The organism is Pseudoalteromonas luteoviolacea S2607, from assembly GCF_001625575.1.
Taxonomy (GTDB): Bacteria; Pseudomonadota; Gammaproteobacteria; order Enterobacterales; family Alteromonadaceae; genus Pseudoalteromonas; species Pseudoalteromonas luteoviolacea_E.
Map to the genome: position 1 here is coordinate 1 of NZ_AUXV01000003.1, position 16,161 is coordinate 16,161.

Consider the following 16,161-nt stretch of genomic DNA (forward strand, 5'->3'; position numbering starts at 1 on the left):
CTACATTTGAACTCTACATTTGAACTCTACACCTTTCTCTTGATTAAATTAGTTAACAACCAATTTAACATAAGAGGCACTAGCAGAGCATTTTTAGTATGATGTGTTCCTTAAAACTTAAAGGATCATCGTTTCATAGTTTTTTAGGCTTAGTTATCGACGATCATGATCCTAAACGGGTTGGGGCGTTGAGATTCTAATTGTTGAAGTTTTGAAATGGAGCTTTCTGTTAGTACATGCCCCTTTGGTAGTAGCATAATCCCTTGAGCGCTATGCATTGCTAAACCGAGTTCCATACCAGGTTTAAGCTGTTGAGCGGTGAGTATACTCATACTTCCGACTTTTTCTGTTTCAGTCTGATCTTTTGATAGGACCGAAAGTAAAGCCTCTACAATTTTAGGGTGATAAAAGCTCCCGCCATACATCTTTATGATCTCTAGCGCATTTTCTTTACGTTCAGACATAGGGCGTTGACTTTGATAAAGATGATCAATGTAATCACGAGCTACAGCCAAAATTTGCGCACCAATAGGGATATCTTTTCCTTTTAACCCTTTAGGTACACCTTGGCCGTTATACTTTTCAAACTGACTGTAAATAGCTTCTGCAACATCACTTAAATGCTGTGCAGGCATTAGCATTAATTGCGCAGTTGATGGGTGAGTTAAAAATACCTTCTTTTTCTCAGGTTCAAGTTCATGAAATGGCTTAGAGTAAAGGGAAGGGTCCATCGCCAATAATCCCACTTGCGACAAATATCCTGCCATTCGCGTCATATCTGCAACTTCCGAACTCAAAGATAAGGCTTTGGCTAATTGAAAGCACACCTTTGCAATATTTTTTGCTTTTTCGGCGTCTAAATAGGGGTTTGCATTAATAAAGTTGTATAGTAATTCAACCGTACTTTTGTGTTCTTTCTTTTCATTTTCGTTGGCAAGTTCAAGTTGCTTCAGTACCTGCCTAATTTGTGTTGTTCTTTTGTCGACTAAACTTTCTAGGTTTGAGTTAAGTTCTTTTAGCTCGTCGTTTTGCAATCTAACTTTGTTTTGCAGTTCATCATTTTGTTTTTTAAGCTTACTTAATTCTGCAGCTTTATTTATTTCTAAAATCAGGTGTTCATTCTTCCAAGGTTTTTGAATATAACCATGTATCCCACCGCCATTTATCGCATTGATGGTATCTTCTATGTCAGAATATCCAGTAAGCAATATGCGCCTTGCATCAGGGGAAATCGCTTTCGCATTAGTTAAAAACTCAGCGCCGTCCATTTTTGGCATTCTCATATCTGAAATTATGACATCGAAAGATACTTCCCGCACACGCTCTAACGCTTCTAAACCCGATTCAAACAATTCAGCTTTAATTCCATTCTGTCTAAGTAGTCTGCCTAATGAATTTAAAACGCTCTTTTCATCATCTAGACACAAAACAAGTATTGGATCATCACTCATAAATTTAGGCAGCTCCATCTTTAATTAAATAGTTTTGTTTATAGTCTTAAAATTAGACTAAACTTCAATAAGAAACAACAAAATAGGTTCACTAAATATGATAAGGAAAGCTTCTAGGGTCTTAATTATAGACGATGATAAATTGATGTTGCGCGCCTTATCAAAAGCAATATCAAGAAGCTTAACTGTATCAGATGTGGTAACTCTAAACGACCCACTGTTAGCCGAAAGCTACCTATCTACAGAACAAGCAGACTATGATCTGATAATTAGTGACTTTCAGATGCCCCAATTATCAGGAAAAGAGGTTCTAACAATCGCAAAACATTGTAAACCCAAAGCGATGAGAATAATTGTTTCTGGAGACATTGCTGAAAACCTCATTTCTAAAGATGAAGTACCTGCGAACTATTTTATGCAAAAGCCTTTTAGTAAGCAGGATTTAAAATTACTCGAGGAATTTCTGCAAAGAGCTGCGCAGCTTAGCTATTCGGACGAGCAACAAATAATTTTGGGTATGCTCCCTTACTTCCCTTTTCCAAGCTATGAAGTAAATGAAACTCTAAACCAGATAAGCTCACTTAATAACATACATGACAACCAGTTACTTAAGCTCATAGAAAAAGCGGTCAATGTATTTAAGACGGAAAGCGCTAAACTTGACTTCACACCCAATATGGTACGTTTTGTCGCTACAGCGTATTTTATATCTATCGACCTTATGCATATTATTGGTGTCGGTCAGCAATATGAAGTCATTAATGATTACCTGACATGGTCAAGTCAAGCCTATTCAATAGCCAGTGATACAGGTAGTTCAAACGAGATATGCGAACTAGTTTATTTGACTGTATTTACAGGTTATATAGAGTTTTTGATACAACAGTACTTTTCAATGAAGTCGAATATTGATTACGAAAACAAAGCTCAATTGTATTCTAAATTTTTATTAATTTGGGGTATAGATTCCCATGTAGTTGAGAACAGGTTAAAGCTTATTCAAACTTCTTCTCACGAAAAGTACGAAGATCTTATTTCGAACTTGTTTATCAAATTAAACCCTCACCAAACTGCCATTAACATCTCGCAGGTCAATGAAAAAGGGACTAGTAACGGTAAAATGGTCACGGTAATTGAACATCTACGCAATAAAAAGCTCGTGTTGGAGGAGGTATAATGAAGGGTATCATATTTAGATGTCTTGAAGAGCTTGTAATTGAGACAAAAGGAATGGATATTTGGGAGCAACTCTTGGAGCAGCATTGCCCCGAAGATCGTGTGTATGTTAGTGCTAAATCTTACCCAGATGAAGAATTATTTGGCTTGGCAACGAGTGTTTCTCAAGCACTTGGTTTGTCGATGCCAGAAACACTCAAAGCATTTGGTACATACCTCTTTGGCTTTTTGGCCAAACGTCATAAGTCTATTATCCAAGAGTTTAGTTCTTTTGAGCAATTAATCGTTTCAATTGACGAGGTGATTCATAATGAAGTCAGAAAACTATATGAAGAACCCAATTTACCAACAATAGAAGCAAAAGTTCAAAACGAGGGCACTATACATTTAGTCTATCGCTCACCGAGAAAGTTGTGCTTTTGTGCTGAAGGGCTCATTTATGGCTGCGCAGAACATTTTGACAAACAAATTCAAATAGAACACCCAGAATGCATGCACAATGGCGATGAAGCCTGCTTTTTAATCATAACCTATTAATAATATGCAAAATTACTATAAAGCTTATCTGAGAGAAAAGACCGCTAGAGATGAACTAGAGGAGCTGCTTGAGGAGAAAACAAGTAAACTCTATGCGCTAAATGTTGAACTAGAGAAAAAGCTAGCGCTTTTGCAACAGCAGCAGCTGGCTGTTGTTCAATCAGAAAAAATGGCAACACTAGGGACCTTGTCTGCTGGGGTTGCACATGAAATCAACAACCCGCTCGCTTATTTGACATGCAACCTAGAAACGCTCTCACACTATAAAGATGATATTACTCAGTATTTAGAGCTAGTTGTAAAACATAAAAATGAGAGCATATCAGACAGTGCGCTAATTGAAGAGCTGCAGAAACTTAATAAAACTGTCGATACAGAAGAACTAATTCAAGATTTAGAAGACATATCTGAAGACTGCCAAGAAGGTTGTAGCAGGATATCAAGTATTATTAAAAACTTATTAGACTTCGCTAAGCCAAAACAAAGTGACGAATCAGAGTTTGAAATCATCGACGTAATAGAACATGCAGCTAAATTACTAGAAAACAAACTCAAACAAATTAGCCTTGAAGTGTCTTGTGGCCCAGGTTACTTAATAAGTGGTAGCAAATCCAATATCACCCAAGCGTTCATTAATATCTTTGTGAATGCGATAGATGCTTGCCGAGAAGCAAAGGAAAAAACAGAAATTGATAGAGGAACCATACATGTATCAGTTTCTGGTTCTGGTGATAGCTATATAATCACATTTCAGGACAATGGAATCGGCATACCTGAAGATGCAATCCCGCATGTTTTTGAGCCATTTTATTCGACCAAACCTCTTGGCGAGGGCACGGGGATGGGCTTAGCTGTTGTTTATGGCATTCTATCAAACCATCGAGCTACAATTTCACTGGTCAATAATGCGAAACAGGGTGTCTCAGTAACAGTAGTAATTCCTAAGACTGCGCAATAAAATTCTACAGCACTTATATACCTAATAACTTCAAATGCATTAGTGGTTTAGACTTTAGTCTATACCACTCGGCACTCTATTTTGTTTTCAAATTGGTTCCGCACTGATTTACGTCAATTTAAAAAAAGATTTCTTTACTAAATTATATAGCCATTGATTATATGTTATAACCAAAATAAGTTTACGTGTACGTCAACATTCGGATTAGTTAAACTTATGTGAAAGTTTACATTTAGGTCAAACAAAGGTACAACCTTTAACTAACTGGCTGTTATATATGCAATAGTATGTATTTTGTTCATTTTTTGAGATGAATTCGATTCATATATTAAGCTAGCGCATCAAAATCAATTATTTTCACTTTGCACCAAAAAAATCACACCTTTAGTATTAGAAAGCAACCTTCAGTGATTGTTTTTTAACCAGTGACACATTGACGTGTTTAATTTCTATGTTAGGTTTATTTAACAAATGTTAATCACAATTAATGTAAAGGTTGGTGATAAAATGAAAATGAGAAATCATATTAGAAATGTGCTCAAGTTAAGCACGCTAGCAATTGCGATTAGTACAACATACTCGCATGCTTATGACTGTACAGGTCTTGCTGAATGGCAACCAGGTGGTACTTATGTTGGTGGCAATAAAGTGCAACAGAGTAATGTCGCTTATGAAGCTAAATGGTGGAATCGTACAGAACCTGCAAGCCACTCAGGTCCTCATCAAGAGTGGAAAAAACTCGGTGATTGTGCGGGCTCTGGCACAAATACGCCTCCTACAATAAGCCAGTTATCACCACTAGACGGTTCTCAATTTGACCAAAATGACAGCGTTGCCATTAGCGCAAAAGCGGTTGACGTTGACGGAAACGTAAGTAAAGTGGAATTCTATGTTGACAATACATTGATAGCGACTGATACGACTGGTGTTGCGGATATGTTCGATGCAGTTTGGACAGCTGGCCAACCTGGTGTATATCAACTAAGTGCAAAAGCATATGATGATAAAAATGAAGCGTCACAAACGATTACTAACTCAATTACTGTCAGAACGGGTACACCTGTAAACGAAGCACCAACAGCCACACTAAATATCAAATCAAAACCTGTAGAATTGGTAGTTGGCAGCAGCGTAGTATTCTCTCTCGCAGGCAGCGACACTGATGGTACGGTCAATAAGCTTAGCTTTGCAGTGAATGGCGTGGAGCTTGTATCAACTAATGGTGCACCTACAGAGCATACATGGGTTGCAGAAGCCGATGGCAATTATACATTCACCCTTACAGCAACAGATGACAAAAATGCATCGACAAGTGTTAGTACCCAATTAACCGTGGGTGCACAAGTCCCAGGAGACCGGGATGCGTGTAAGCCGGCAGGTTTATATCAAACACCTGGGGTGAATACACCTTACTGTACTATCTATGATGCGAATGGTCGTGAAGAAATGGGCGCTGACCACCCAAGAAGGGTTATTGGCTATTTCACGAGTTGGAGAAATGGCGCTAACGGCCAGCCTTCATACTTGGTTAACGATATTCCGTGGGACAAGATCACGCACATTAACTATGCATTTGCACATGTTGATGCAGCAAACAAAGTCTCAATTGGCGATCCAAATGCAGCTGGTAACCCAGCAACTAACATGGAATGGCCAGGTGTCGCAGGTGCAGAACTAGATCCGACTCTACCGTACAAAGGTCACTTTAACCTTCTAAATAAATACAAAAAACAGCATCCAGATGTTAAAACACTAATCAGTGTTGGTGGCTGGGCTGAAACTGGCGGATTCTTTGGCCCAGATGGCAAGCGTGTTAACAGCGGTGGTTTCTACACGATGACTACGAATGCTGATGGTTCTGTCAATAACGCTGGGATTGAAACATTCGTTGCGAGCTCAGTAGACTTTATTAGAAAGTACGGCTTCGATGGCGTCGATATCGACTATGAATACCCTTCTTCGATGAAAGATTCTGGCCATCCAGACGATTTCCCAATCTCTAACGCTAGAAGAGCGGGCTTAAACGCTTCTTATCAAATCCTTATGAAGCGCTTACGTGAAGAGTTAGACAAAGCAGGTCAACAAGATGGCCAACACTACATGCTAACAATTGCTTCGCCATCTTCGGGCTACTTATTGCGTGGTATGGAAACATTCCAAGTAACTCAGTACCTAGATTACGTCAACATTATGTCTTATGACTTACACGGTGCTTGGAACTCACACGTTGGTCACAACGCGGCATTGTATGACACAGGCGAAGATTCTGAATTAAAAGCATGGAACGTATACGGCACTAAAGAGTTTGAGGGTATTGGTTACTTAAATACTGACTGGGCAGTTAAATACTTCCAAGGTGGCTTGTCCGCAGGACGAATCAATATCGGTATTCCGTACTATACACGTGGCTTTAGGGATGTACAGGGTGGTACGAATGGTCTTTGGGGTCAAGCGCCCCTGCCTAATCAAGCTGATTGCCCTCCTGGAACAGGGTCTGGTGAAAAGAACAAATGTGGTAATGGCGCCGTAGGCATCGATAACTTGTGGCACGACAAAAACGATGTCGGTCTAGAAGTACCAGCTGGCTCAAACCCTCTTTGGCATGCCAAGAACTTACAAAATGGTGTTCTACCAAGCTACCTAGGGGATTACGGTCTCACACCTGATACGGATCCAGCAGATCAGTTAACGGGAACTTACGCACGTAACTACGACGCTGTGGCGGTTGCTCCTTGGCTATGGAACGCGCAAAAGAAAGTATTCATTTCTATAGAAGATGAAGAGTCAATGGGTACCAAAGTTGATTATGTAATCAATAAAGGTCTCGGCGGTATCATGTTCTGGGAACTTGCTGGTGACTTTGATTATGACGCAGCTAAAGGTGAGTACTTCATGGGCTCAAGCATGACGACTTTGGCTTACAACAAGTTCAAACAGTCAGGCGCTCAATACGATATTCACAGAGGTGATGTTGCTTTCCAAGTACCAACAGAGCAGGTCAACGTAACATTTGATGCGAAGAGCTTCCCAGTAGGTGATGACAATTACCCGATTGCACCAACGTTTGCATTCACAAACAACTCGAATATTGACTTGTCGGGCGCAAAAATTTCGTTTGACGTACCAGTTTCAACTTCAGCAATCTTTAAGTCTAACTGGAATGCTCAAGAAAAACTCGGCATGGCAGTGGATGTGAATAACTCAAACGCAGCTGGCAACAATATCGGCGGATTCGATAACGATTTCCATAGATTCTCTATCACGCTGAAAAATGAGTGGGGCAATACTCCTAAATCGTTTGCACCTGGAGAAACAGTAAATGCTCAGGTTATGTATTACATGCCTGTAACTGGCCCAGTAAACTTCACAGCTGAGAAAGATGGCAAGCGCTATGCGTTTAAATTTGAGTATCCGACATTACCAGCAGCAACACCTGGTGATGGCAATGGTGGTCCGATTACACATTGCGAAGGTACACCGATTGCCGACATCTCTGTTTATCCAACATTCCCAAGAGGCACCCATGCCGGAGCTGGAGATTTAATTATCGACGGTAACGGTGTTTACAAGGCGAAGTGGTGGAGCAATAAGCAGCCATCAACAAGCGCTGATTACCAGAAAGTTTGTAGTTTATAAAACGTAAGTTAAGTGGAGGCTCCCCCTCCACTTATTTCTGACAAGCAAATTTCTTTTAATAAAAGCGAAAAGCTACAAGAGGTGAGCGCGATGAACGTTCTACAAGGAAAAATTTTAACTGCTCTATCAATTGCATGTACTACATATGTCTCTATTTATGCGCCTTATTCTAGTGCGCATGGTTTTATGGATTTTCCAAAAGCAAGACAATCAATCTGTGAAGCCCAAGGTGGCTATTGGTGGCCTGATGATGGCTCAAATATTCCTAACTTAGCTTGTAGGGCCGCTTTTTTAGAATCCGGCTATGTTCAGTTTGTTCAAGAACATGAGTTCGCGTCACTTATCGCTGATTACAACAATCAAGCTGCTGTCGAAGCAGCTGTACCAGACGGTAAACTTTGTGCAGCTGGGTCGAATGAAAAAAGGGGTATGAACCTTCCGCATACGGAGTGGCAAACCACAGACGTAAAACCAAGCCCAAATGGTGACCTTGCCGTTAGATTCAGAGCAACTACACCTCATAACCCAAGTTTCTGGAAATTTTATTTAACAAAGCCAACGTTCAACGCAACGACGGACGTTTTGAACTGGGCTGACCTAGACCTGATTACCGAAGTAGGCAACATCAATTTTGTTACTGACCCCGATGGCAAAAAGTTTTACGAAATGACCGTTAACATACCTCAAGACCGCAGCGGGCGAGCTATTTTATATACTCGCTGGCAGAGAAATGATGTAGCCGGTGAAGGTTTTTATAATTGCTCTGATATCAACATAGTAACTGATTCAAAACCAGTAGATTGGGTTTCAGCTGGGTATTTTGTCAAACAAGGCCAAGATGCACAAGTTAGCGACACTGTTTGGGCTCGCGTGTTTGACAGTAACGGACAAGAAATAATAAAGCAATCTCTCAAGATTACAGACACTAATGTAAACACCTGGCAAAAAGATCTCGCAACCATTCTAAACACTAATTTTGCGTCTGATGTTCAGGTGGGCGTAAAAGACAGCGCTGGTAATATTGCTTTTGACGAATTGAACCTATTGAGTAACGAGGTATTTGTAACAAGTGCATCAAATACTTATAACCTGACCATTCAGGTTCAACAACCAAACACGCCACCAACGGTGCACAAGCCTGATCCGATAACGATGAATGAGGTATCTCAAACCCAACTTCATGTACATGCTTTCGATGATTACACCATGGACTTGACTTATGTTTGGGATGTTCCAGCAGGGCTGACATTCTCAGGTTCGGGCGCAACAATTACTCTTTCAGCAGCTGCTGTTGATAAAGATATGGTTTATACCGTGGGTGTAACCGTGTCCGATGGCACGCTGTCTAGTTCAACATCTGCACAAATAACAGTAAAAGATGTGCCAAATACGCCAGCACCATGGCGTGCAAACGCAACCTATGTCGGAGGAGACAAAGTTTCCCACAACAACAAGGTATATGAAGCGAAGTGGTGGAACAGAGGCGAGGAGCCCGGCACAACTCAGGTTTGGAAAGAAATTCAATAAGATGTAAAGGTCACTCCAATTCGTTGGGGTTTGGATATAACATGTAAAATAAGGTTGAGATAGTAATGAAAATTAATAATTTAACAGCAGCTATAGGAATAGCGTTAATGTCGGCAGGTGCCATCGCAGCGCCTTCTGCACCACAAATTAGCTGGGAACCACAAACATACTCATTTGTTGATGTGAACCTTGATGGTAACGGCTCATACAAGCAGATTGTTAAAGCGAAAGATGTAGTAACTGTAAACATTAAATGGAACTCATGGAGTGGTACAGGCGGAGATAGCTATAAAGTTTATTTCGACAATCAAGTGGTCGACCAAGGGGCTCTTGCCGCAGGTACAAAGAGTGGTACTGTCAGTTTCCCTTATACGAAGTCAGGCCGCCATACACTGTATCTAGAACTTTGTGATGCAACAGGTTGTGCAAAGAGCGCTGGTAAGCCAATTGTAATCGCCGACACTGATGGCGGGCACCTACAACCGTTAACTATGGACGTAGATCCTAAAAATAAAAATAACGGTACTATTCCTGGAATGGTGACTGGTGCATATTTTGTAGAGTGGGGTATTTACGGAAGAGATTTCGACGTTTCAAATATTCCAGCACATAACTTGTCACACCTTCTATACGGGTTTATTCCGATTTGTGGCGCAAATGAATCGTTAAAAGAGATTGAGAATGGCAATAGTTGGAGAGCATTGCAAAAAGCGTGTGCCGATTCACAGGATTATGAAGTTGTCATTCACGACCCTTGGGCTGCGGTACAAAAAACATTGCCAGGTACTGACAACAATGATCCAATTCGAGGTACTTATGCACAGTTGATGGCATTAAAGCAACGCTACCCAGATCTTAAAATCCTACCTTCAGTAGGCGGCTGGACATTATCTGACCCTTTCCATGGCTTCACAACTAAAGCGAATCGTGACACATTTGTCGCATCAATGAAGCAATTTTTGAAAACTTGGAAGTTCTATGACGGTGTTGACATCGACTGGGAATTCCCTGGCGGCGACGGTCCAAACCCTAACCTAGGCGACCCAGTAAACGATGGTCCGGCATACATTGCATTAATGCAAGAACTAAGAGCGATGCTTGATGAACTTGAGCTTGAAACTGGTCGTAAGTACGAACTAACTTCAGCTATTGGTTCTGGTTATGACAAAATTGAAGATGTTGATTATCAAGTTGCTCAGCAGTATATGGACTACATCTTTGCGATGACTTACGATTTTTACGGTGGTTGGAACAATGTTACGGGTCACCAAACGGGTATCTACTGTGGCTCACACTTGAGTCAGGGCGAGTGTGACGGTACAGGCTTAGATGATAACGGCGAGCCTCGCAAAGGCCCAGCATACACGCTAGACAATGCGGTTAAAGCACTACTAGCACAAGGTGTAGACTCTAAGAAGCTTGTTGTTGGTGCAGCTATGTACGGCCGTGGTTGGGAAGGTGTGTTTGATTCAAACACGACTATCCCTGGCAACCCTGTAACAGCACCGGGTAACGGGAAATATGCAGGTTCTACAAGTGAAGGTGTTTGGGAACCTGGCATAATGGACTACAAGGCCATTGCTAAAAATCTAGTTGGCGCGAATGGCACCGGTATTAACGGATTCACAGCTGGTTATGACGACCAAGCAGAAGCTGCATGGGTTTGGAATCCAACGAGCGGTAAGATGCTAACTTACGATAGCCCGCGCTCTGTATACGCTAAAGGTCAATATGTTAACCTACACAATTTAGGTGGCTTGTTCGCTTGGGAAATCGATGCCGACAACGGTGATATTCTCAACGCAATGTATGATGGCCTAACTGGTGGAGTTCCAACAAACAGACCTCCTGTTGTATCTGTTGATGCAAACTTAACTCTTAACTCTGGTCAATCTGTAAACCTAACAGCCACTGCGACTGACCCAGAAGGCGCGGCAGTAACATATGCTTGGACAGCTCAAGGGTTAACATTAACGGGCGCAAACACAGCAACGGTTGGTATTACTGCACCTAATGTAACAACCGATACTACATTCTCATTGAAGATAGCGGTGACAGACGATAAAAATGCGACAACAGAAAAAACTGTTTCTGTACTTGTCAAAGCTGAGGTACCAGCAGGTGCGCCAGTCGTATCGCCAATCGCTAATGCAACTGTAGAAGAGAATAAATCGGTTAACGTGTCTGTCGTAGCAACTGATCCAAACAATGACCCATTAACGTACACTTGGAACGCACCAGCAGGATTAACCGTTTCAGGCAATGGTGCAAATGTCTCAATTGCAGCAGGTGAAGTAAGTCAAGACACTACGTATACAGTAACAGTTGATGTATCAGACGGAACATATACAACATCTGTGTCCTTTGATGTTACGGTTACTGATACTGCATCTAGCGTAGCACCTTGGGATCCGGGCAAGGTATATGTTGGTGGAGACTTAGCGTCACACAACGGTAAAGTGTACCGCGCAAAATGGTGGACAAGAGGCGAAGAACCAGGAAAAGCGATGGTTTGGCAAGCTCTTTAAACGACTATGGGTTGATATTTAGAAAGCCTTTTCTAAATTGACAGATGGACAGGCCAACCCCCAATAAAAACAAAGGTGCTATGCACCTTTGTTTTTTCTCCCAAATCTTTCATACTATGTAAATGTCTGACAAACGTATACAAATGTGAAGCGCCTTTTATTACTTGTAGCCTTTATCTCATTTTATAGCTCTTCCAATGAGCGTTGCCTATCTGAAAAAAAGATAGGTATTGGGAGTAGTTGGCCGCCATACGTAATGTACAATGGCGACAACCCGTTTGGCTTAGATATCGAAATTACAAAGCTGGTTTTTAATAAAGCGAATGTCTGTTTTAAATTTGTTAGGCTGCCAACATCTGCAAGAGGGTTAGCAGAGTTATACAAGGGTTATGTCGATGTGCTCCCCTCCGCTAGTTTCAATATAGATAGAGCCAATAATGCACACTTTAGCGTCCCCTACAGACGTGAACGTATGAGGTTATTTACTCGCCTTGAATTGCCACCAATCAAAAGCCTCACAGAGCTCTTCGCAGATGAATATACATTTGTTACCAACCCAGGAGCCTATTATGGCGAAGAACTGAGGCAAATATTACAAATTAGTTGGTATCAACAGCGATTGGTCGAAGTGGCTAGCGTATCAAGGCGTATTGAACTAGTTAATAAAAAAAGAATAGACTTTTTAATCGAAGATGAATATACAGGTTACTATTATATCAATCGATTAGGTTATGAACGGTTAAGGTTACACTCATATATTGTCAACGATAATGCCATTCACTTTATGCTAAGTCGGATAACTTTTAAAAAGAATGAAATCAGCGCAATCAACGAAGCGATAGAACAATTACAGCCAGATATTAAAGCCATATTAGAAAGAAGACCTACCTCCGCACAAACAAAATAACGCATGGAGATAAAATTGATAAAAGTACTCTTACCATTGGTTATGCTAACTGGGGTTGCCCAAGCCAAAACCGATAAACCATTTACAATAGACAATACACAAATATATACCGACACTACATTATTTTATAGCGACAAGAATATTCGCCCCCAAAATAGTGATTTTAAGGTAAAAAGTGCCATTACTATGTCTAATGAAGATGGCGAGCGCGCCGTTTTACTTAGCGTTGAAAACTTATCGTCCGGCAGAAGGATCCTCGAACCACACCATTTAATGGTAACTTACGCAGATGGAACCGCAAAAGTGTTGAATAGCTTACCAGATAAACTGTCGTTTAAAGGCGGTGAAATCATAAATGTCACCGTGAACTTGGGGAGCAGTCTATACCCAGTAATTTCGTTGGTAACGAGTAACAACTTACGATAGCAATTATGAACCCATACATAAAATCTCTATACGCGCTCAGCGCAAAATCAGATCGAATCGTGCTTGGCTTGATGAGCGGAACATCTCTTGACGGTTTGGACCTAGCCCTGTGCAAAATATCTGGGAGTGGCACTGATACACAGTGTAAAGTTTTAGCGTTTGAAACTGTTGATTACACTCAAGAGACAAAATATAAAATATTGCGAGTATTCGCAAAAAAGAACGTGGACTTACAATATTTAACGCTGCTGAACCCTTGGTTAGGTGAATTGCATGCCGACATTATAAACAAACAGTTAAAAGCGTGGGGTGTTTCTAATAACGAAGTAGATTTAATTGCTAGTCATGGCCAGACAATATATCACTGCCCTAAGCATTTTCACGACCTTCCTGAATTTAGTAACGCCACTTTGCAGTTGGGGGATGGGGATCATATCGCTGTCAACACAGGTATCATTACTATATCGGACTTTAGACAGAAGCATATTGCTGCAGGCTATGAAGGTGCACCGCTCGCACAGTATGGAGACTTTTGCCTTTTTGGAAGTGATACATCCAATATACTACTACTGAATATCGGTGGCATAGCAAACTTTACTCTTATCAAAAAAGGGGCATCTCTCGAAGAGGTTATGTGTTCCGACATAGGTCCTGGGAACACAATGATGGACCAATACGTCAATGCGCACTTCAATTTAGCGTACGATCGCGATGGCCTTATTGCTGCTTCGGGCAAAGTGAATAATACGCTGTTAACAGCTTTATCTAATATCGATTTTATAAATCAACCAATGCCAAAGACCACTGGTCCAGAGCTTTTTAACCTTGAATTACTGAACAGCTGTATTAACTCGGCATCGCCTGCCGATATAAGTAAAGAGGACACAATGGCAACACTGAATGTGTTTACAGCTCAATCTATTGTTGACCATATCCATACACTTAACATATGCGGCGAACTTAAAGTTTTAGTAAGTGGAGGAGGGGCCCATAACAGCACTTTAATGAAAAATATCGCACTTTTGTTAGACGAAAATATCTGTGTCGATAAGTTAAATTTAAGCGGGATTAATGCTGATTCTAAAGAAGCAGTTCTTTTCGCGATATTAGCAAACGAATGCGTTGCCGCGGATAGCAAAAGTGCGAGTGGGTTATCCCTAGGTAAGATAAGCCTACCAACAGGCGGTTAAGCCATTAGCAAATCGCTTTTCCACTCTTTTAGCTTAGATACGATTGTTTTAATTGGGCTATTCTCTTTGTAAGTTGTCTTACTGCTTGAGTCCAATTCTAAAATTGGGTGTGCAAGTTCTACTTGCGCATCCACAACATTTTTTACTCCACCGGTAAGCCCTGTCAAACTTAGCTGTGTCATATATGTGCCAGCTTCACCATGGCCTTTTAAAATAAGCTCAATAGTACCAGTATTTATATCTTGCTCTTTTAATTCATAACTGCCACTAAAACTTACATCTCTTTGTAACTCATGCGTAGCTGTAGCTTCGATCACGTTACCCGCGGCTGCGTCACTAGGTAAGAGGCAATCGAGTACTAACTCTTGGCCCTGTGTATCGAACTTGATTTCATCTATTGCTGACGCGCTACCAGTCGGAAACATTGGGTCACAATGTGTGTAAAGTTCAAATTGAATTGTTCTAGAAGTTGCCATACTTGAAAACTAAAGTTATTGAATCAGTGTTAGTGTGCACAATATTTATTGCATATATATGAACAAACCCCAGAAAACATCATTATGTTTTCTGGGGCAGCTAGTATTTGCTACTGATTAACGAACAGCTAGCATGATAAGACCTGGAACAACAAAGAATGAACCTAGTACATATCCAAATGCCGCCGTTTTGTTTCTCGCACCCACTTCAGCAAGCTTCTCAGCACACTTAATTGGAATTTCACGAAGAAGCGGTAAGCCGTAGATAAGTCCAACAGCGAACACATTAAACATTACGTGAACAAGTGCTACAGTAAGTGCTACTTCGCCAGCTGGGCCAGTAATTGAAGTGGCAGCAAGTAACGCAGTGATAGTAGTACCAATGTTTGCACCCAAAGTGAAAGGGTAGATTTGACGAGTTGTAAACACGCCACTACCTGCTAAAGGAATCATTAAACTTGTAGTTGTAGACGAAGATTGAACCATTACAGTTACAACAGCACCAGAGCTGATACCAGCTACCGGTCCACGACCAATTGCACCGTGTAATAGATCTTTAGCTTTACCAACAAGTGCTTGTTTAAGAAGCTTACCAAGTGTTGTAACTGCAAATAGAATCATCGCAATACCGATTACAACCATTGCAACGCCAGCTGCTGTACCTTCTAAGAAACTAACACCATCTTTCACAATGCCTACAGCAGGCTTAACTAACGGCTTAACAAAGTTGTAGCTCTTAAGCGATAGGTCAGCGTCGCCAACAAATAGGTGCGCTAAACTCGCTGAGAACTTCTCTAGTAAACCAAACATGATTTCTAACGGTAGGAAGATTGCGACAGCAAACAAGTTAAAAAAGTCATGTACTGTAGAAGCTGCAAAAGCTCTTTGGAACTCTTCCTTTGAACGAATATGGCCAATTGATACAAGTGTATTTGTAATAGTGGTACCGATATTTGCACCCATTATCATAGGAATTGCGATTTGAAGCGGTAAACCACCAGCAACTAGACCGACGATAACAGATGTAACAGTTGAAGAAGACTGTACTAGTGCAGTAGCAAGTGCACCTAATAGAAGGGCTACAAATGGATTTGTAGCAAAAGCGAAGATTTCTTTAGCTCCCTCGGAGCCGCCTGACGCAAGTTTAAAACCACCGCTTACTGTACCAACGGCTACAAGTACCAAATAAACTAGAAATGCAATTGCACCCCAGGTTAGTAACTTAGATGGAAATGACTTTTCGCTGTATTCACTCATTGATTTATCTCGTTGTGTCAATGCCGTAACTTTATGGCATTTTGATGACGTTTTTATTTCAGGACGCATTTAACCAGAGAAATATGACAGAA

12 protein-coding genes are annotated in these 16,161 nt (G+C 41.0%); 9 read left to right on the plus strand and 3 right to left on the minus strand.

Annotated features, from left to right (window positions below):
• Nucleotides 1-149: 149 nt before the first annotated feature.
• Complete coding sequence (locus N480_RS02340) at nt 150-1,451, minus strand: HD domain-containing phosphohydrolase (protein ID WP_231102213.1); 1,302 nt, start codon at nt 1,449-1,451, stop codon at nt 150-152.
• Nucleotides 1,452-1,548: 97 nt separating this feature from the next.
• Here N480_RS02340 and N480_RS02345 point away from each other — a divergent pair, with 97 nt between their 5' ends.
• From N480_RS02345 to N480_RS02385, 9 genes are all read left to right on the plus strand, one after another.
• On the plus strand, nt 1,549-2,628 hold the full coding sequence (locus N480_RS02345) for a response regulator (protein ID WP_063370931.1): 1,080 nt from the start codon (nt 1,549-1,551) through the stop codon (nt 2,626-2,628).
• Complete coding sequence (locus tag N480_RS02350; protein ID WP_063370932.1) at nt 2,628-3,164, plus strand: heme NO-binding domain-containing protein; 537 nt, start codon at nt 2,628-2,630, stop codon at nt 3,162-3,164. The genes N480_RS02345 and N480_RS02350 overlap by 1 nt, the downstream gene beginning before the upstream one ends.
• Before the next feature lie 4 nt (nt 3,165-3,168).
• A complete protein-coding gene (locus N480_RS02355) occupies nt 3,169-4,122 on the plus strand; it encodes a sensor histidine kinase (protein ID WP_063370933.1) in 954 nt (317 codons plus the stop codon).
• Nucleotides 4,123-4,635: 513 nt separating this feature from the next.
• Complete coding sequence (locus N480_RS02360; protein WP_063371214.1) at nt 4,636-7,758, plus strand: glycosyl hydrolase family 18 protein; 3,123 nt, start codon at nt 4,636-4,638, stop codon at nt 7,756-7,758.
• A gap of 90 nt (nt 7,759-7,848) precedes the next feature.
• Nucleotides 7,849-9,285 (plus strand): lytic polysaccharide monooxygenase, encoded by a 1,437-nt coding sequence (locus N480_RS02365; RefSeq protein WP_063371215.1) that lies wholly within the window; start codon nt 7,849-7,851, stop codon nt 9,283-9,285.
• Nucleotides 9,286-9,350: 65 nt separating this feature from the next.
• On the plus strand, nt 9,351-11,813 hold the full coding sequence (locus tag N480_RS02370; RefSeq protein WP_063370934.1) for a glycosyl hydrolase family 18 protein: 2,463 nt from the start codon (nt 9,351-9,353) through the stop codon (nt 11,811-11,813).
• 145 nt (nt 11,814-11,958) lie between these two features.
• On the plus strand, nt 11,959-12,720 hold the full coding sequence (locus N480_RS02375; protein ID WP_063370935.1) for a substrate-binding periplasmic protein: 762 nt from the start codon (nt 11,959-11,961) through the stop codon (nt 12,718-12,720).
• A gap of 15 nt (nt 12,721-12,735) precedes the next feature.
• Nucleotides 12,736-13,146, plus strand: coding sequence for a hypothetical protein (locus N480_RS02380; protein WP_063371216.1), 411 nt, complete (start codon nt 12,736-12,738; stop codon nt 13,144-13,146).
• Between the two features lie 5 nt (nt 13,147-13,151).
• Nucleotides 13,152-14,336 carry an anhydro-N-acetylmuramic acid kinase gene (locus N480_RS02385; protein ID WP_063370936.1) on the plus strand — a complete coding sequence of 395 codons (1,185 nt, stop codon included), beginning with the start codon at nt 13,152-13,154 and terminating at the stop codon, nt 14,334-14,336.
• On the opposite strand, the gene N480_RS02390 is transcribed toward N480_RS02385, so the two are convergent.
• Nucleotides 14,333-14,812 (minus strand): hypothetical protein, encoded by a 480-nt coding sequence (locus N480_RS02390; protein ID WP_063370937.1) that lies wholly within the window; start codon nt 14,810-14,812, stop codon nt 14,333-14,335. The genes N480_RS02385 and N480_RS02390 overlap by 4 nt on opposite strands.
• A gap of 117 nt (nt 14,813-14,929) precedes the next feature.
• Entirely contained in the window at nt 14,930-16,069 is a 1,140-nt protein-coding gene (locus tag N480_RS02395; protein WP_063370938.1) for a Na/Pi symporter, read from the minus strand.
• Nucleotides 16,070-16,161 lie beyond the last annotated feature (92 nt).

Coding starts and splice junctions, on each gene's coding strand:
- N480_RS02340 (WP_231102213.1), bottom strand. CDS start 1,451: ATGAGTGATGATCCAATACTTGTTTTGTGTCTAGATGATGAAAAGAGC.
- N480_RS02345 (WP_063370931.1), top strand. CDS start 1,549: ATGATAAGGAAAGCTTCTAGGGTCTTAATTATAGACGATGATAAATTG.
- N480_RS02350 (WP_063370932.1), top strand. CDS start 2,628: ATGAAGGGTATCATATTTAGATGTCTTGAAGAGCTTGTAATTGAGACA.
- N480_RS02355 (WP_063370933.1), top strand. CDS start 3,169: ATGCAAAATTACTATAAAGCTTATCTGAGAGAAAAGACCGCTAGAGAT.
- N480_RS02360 (WP_063371214.1), top strand. CDS start 4,636: ATGAGAAATCATATTAGAAATGTGCTCAAGTTAAGCACGCTAGCAATT.
- N480_RS02365 (WP_063371215.1), top strand. CDS start 7,849: ATGAACGTTCTACAAGGAAAAATTTTAACTGCTCTATCAATTGCATGT.
- N480_RS02370 (WP_063370934.1), top strand. CDS start 9,351: ATGAAAATTAATAATTTAACAGCAGCTATAGGAATAGCGTTAATGTCG.
- N480_RS02385 (WP_063370936.1), top strand. CDS start 13,152: ATGAACCCATACATAAAATCTCTATACGCGCTCAGCGCAAAATCAGAT.
- N480_RS02390 (WP_063370937.1), bottom strand. CDS start 14,812: ATGGCAACTTCTAGAACAATTCAATTTGAACTTTACACACATTGTGAC.
- N480_RS02395 (WP_063370938.1), bottom strand. CDS start 16,069: ATGAGTGAATACAGCGAAAAGTCATTTCCATCTAAGTTACTAACCTGG.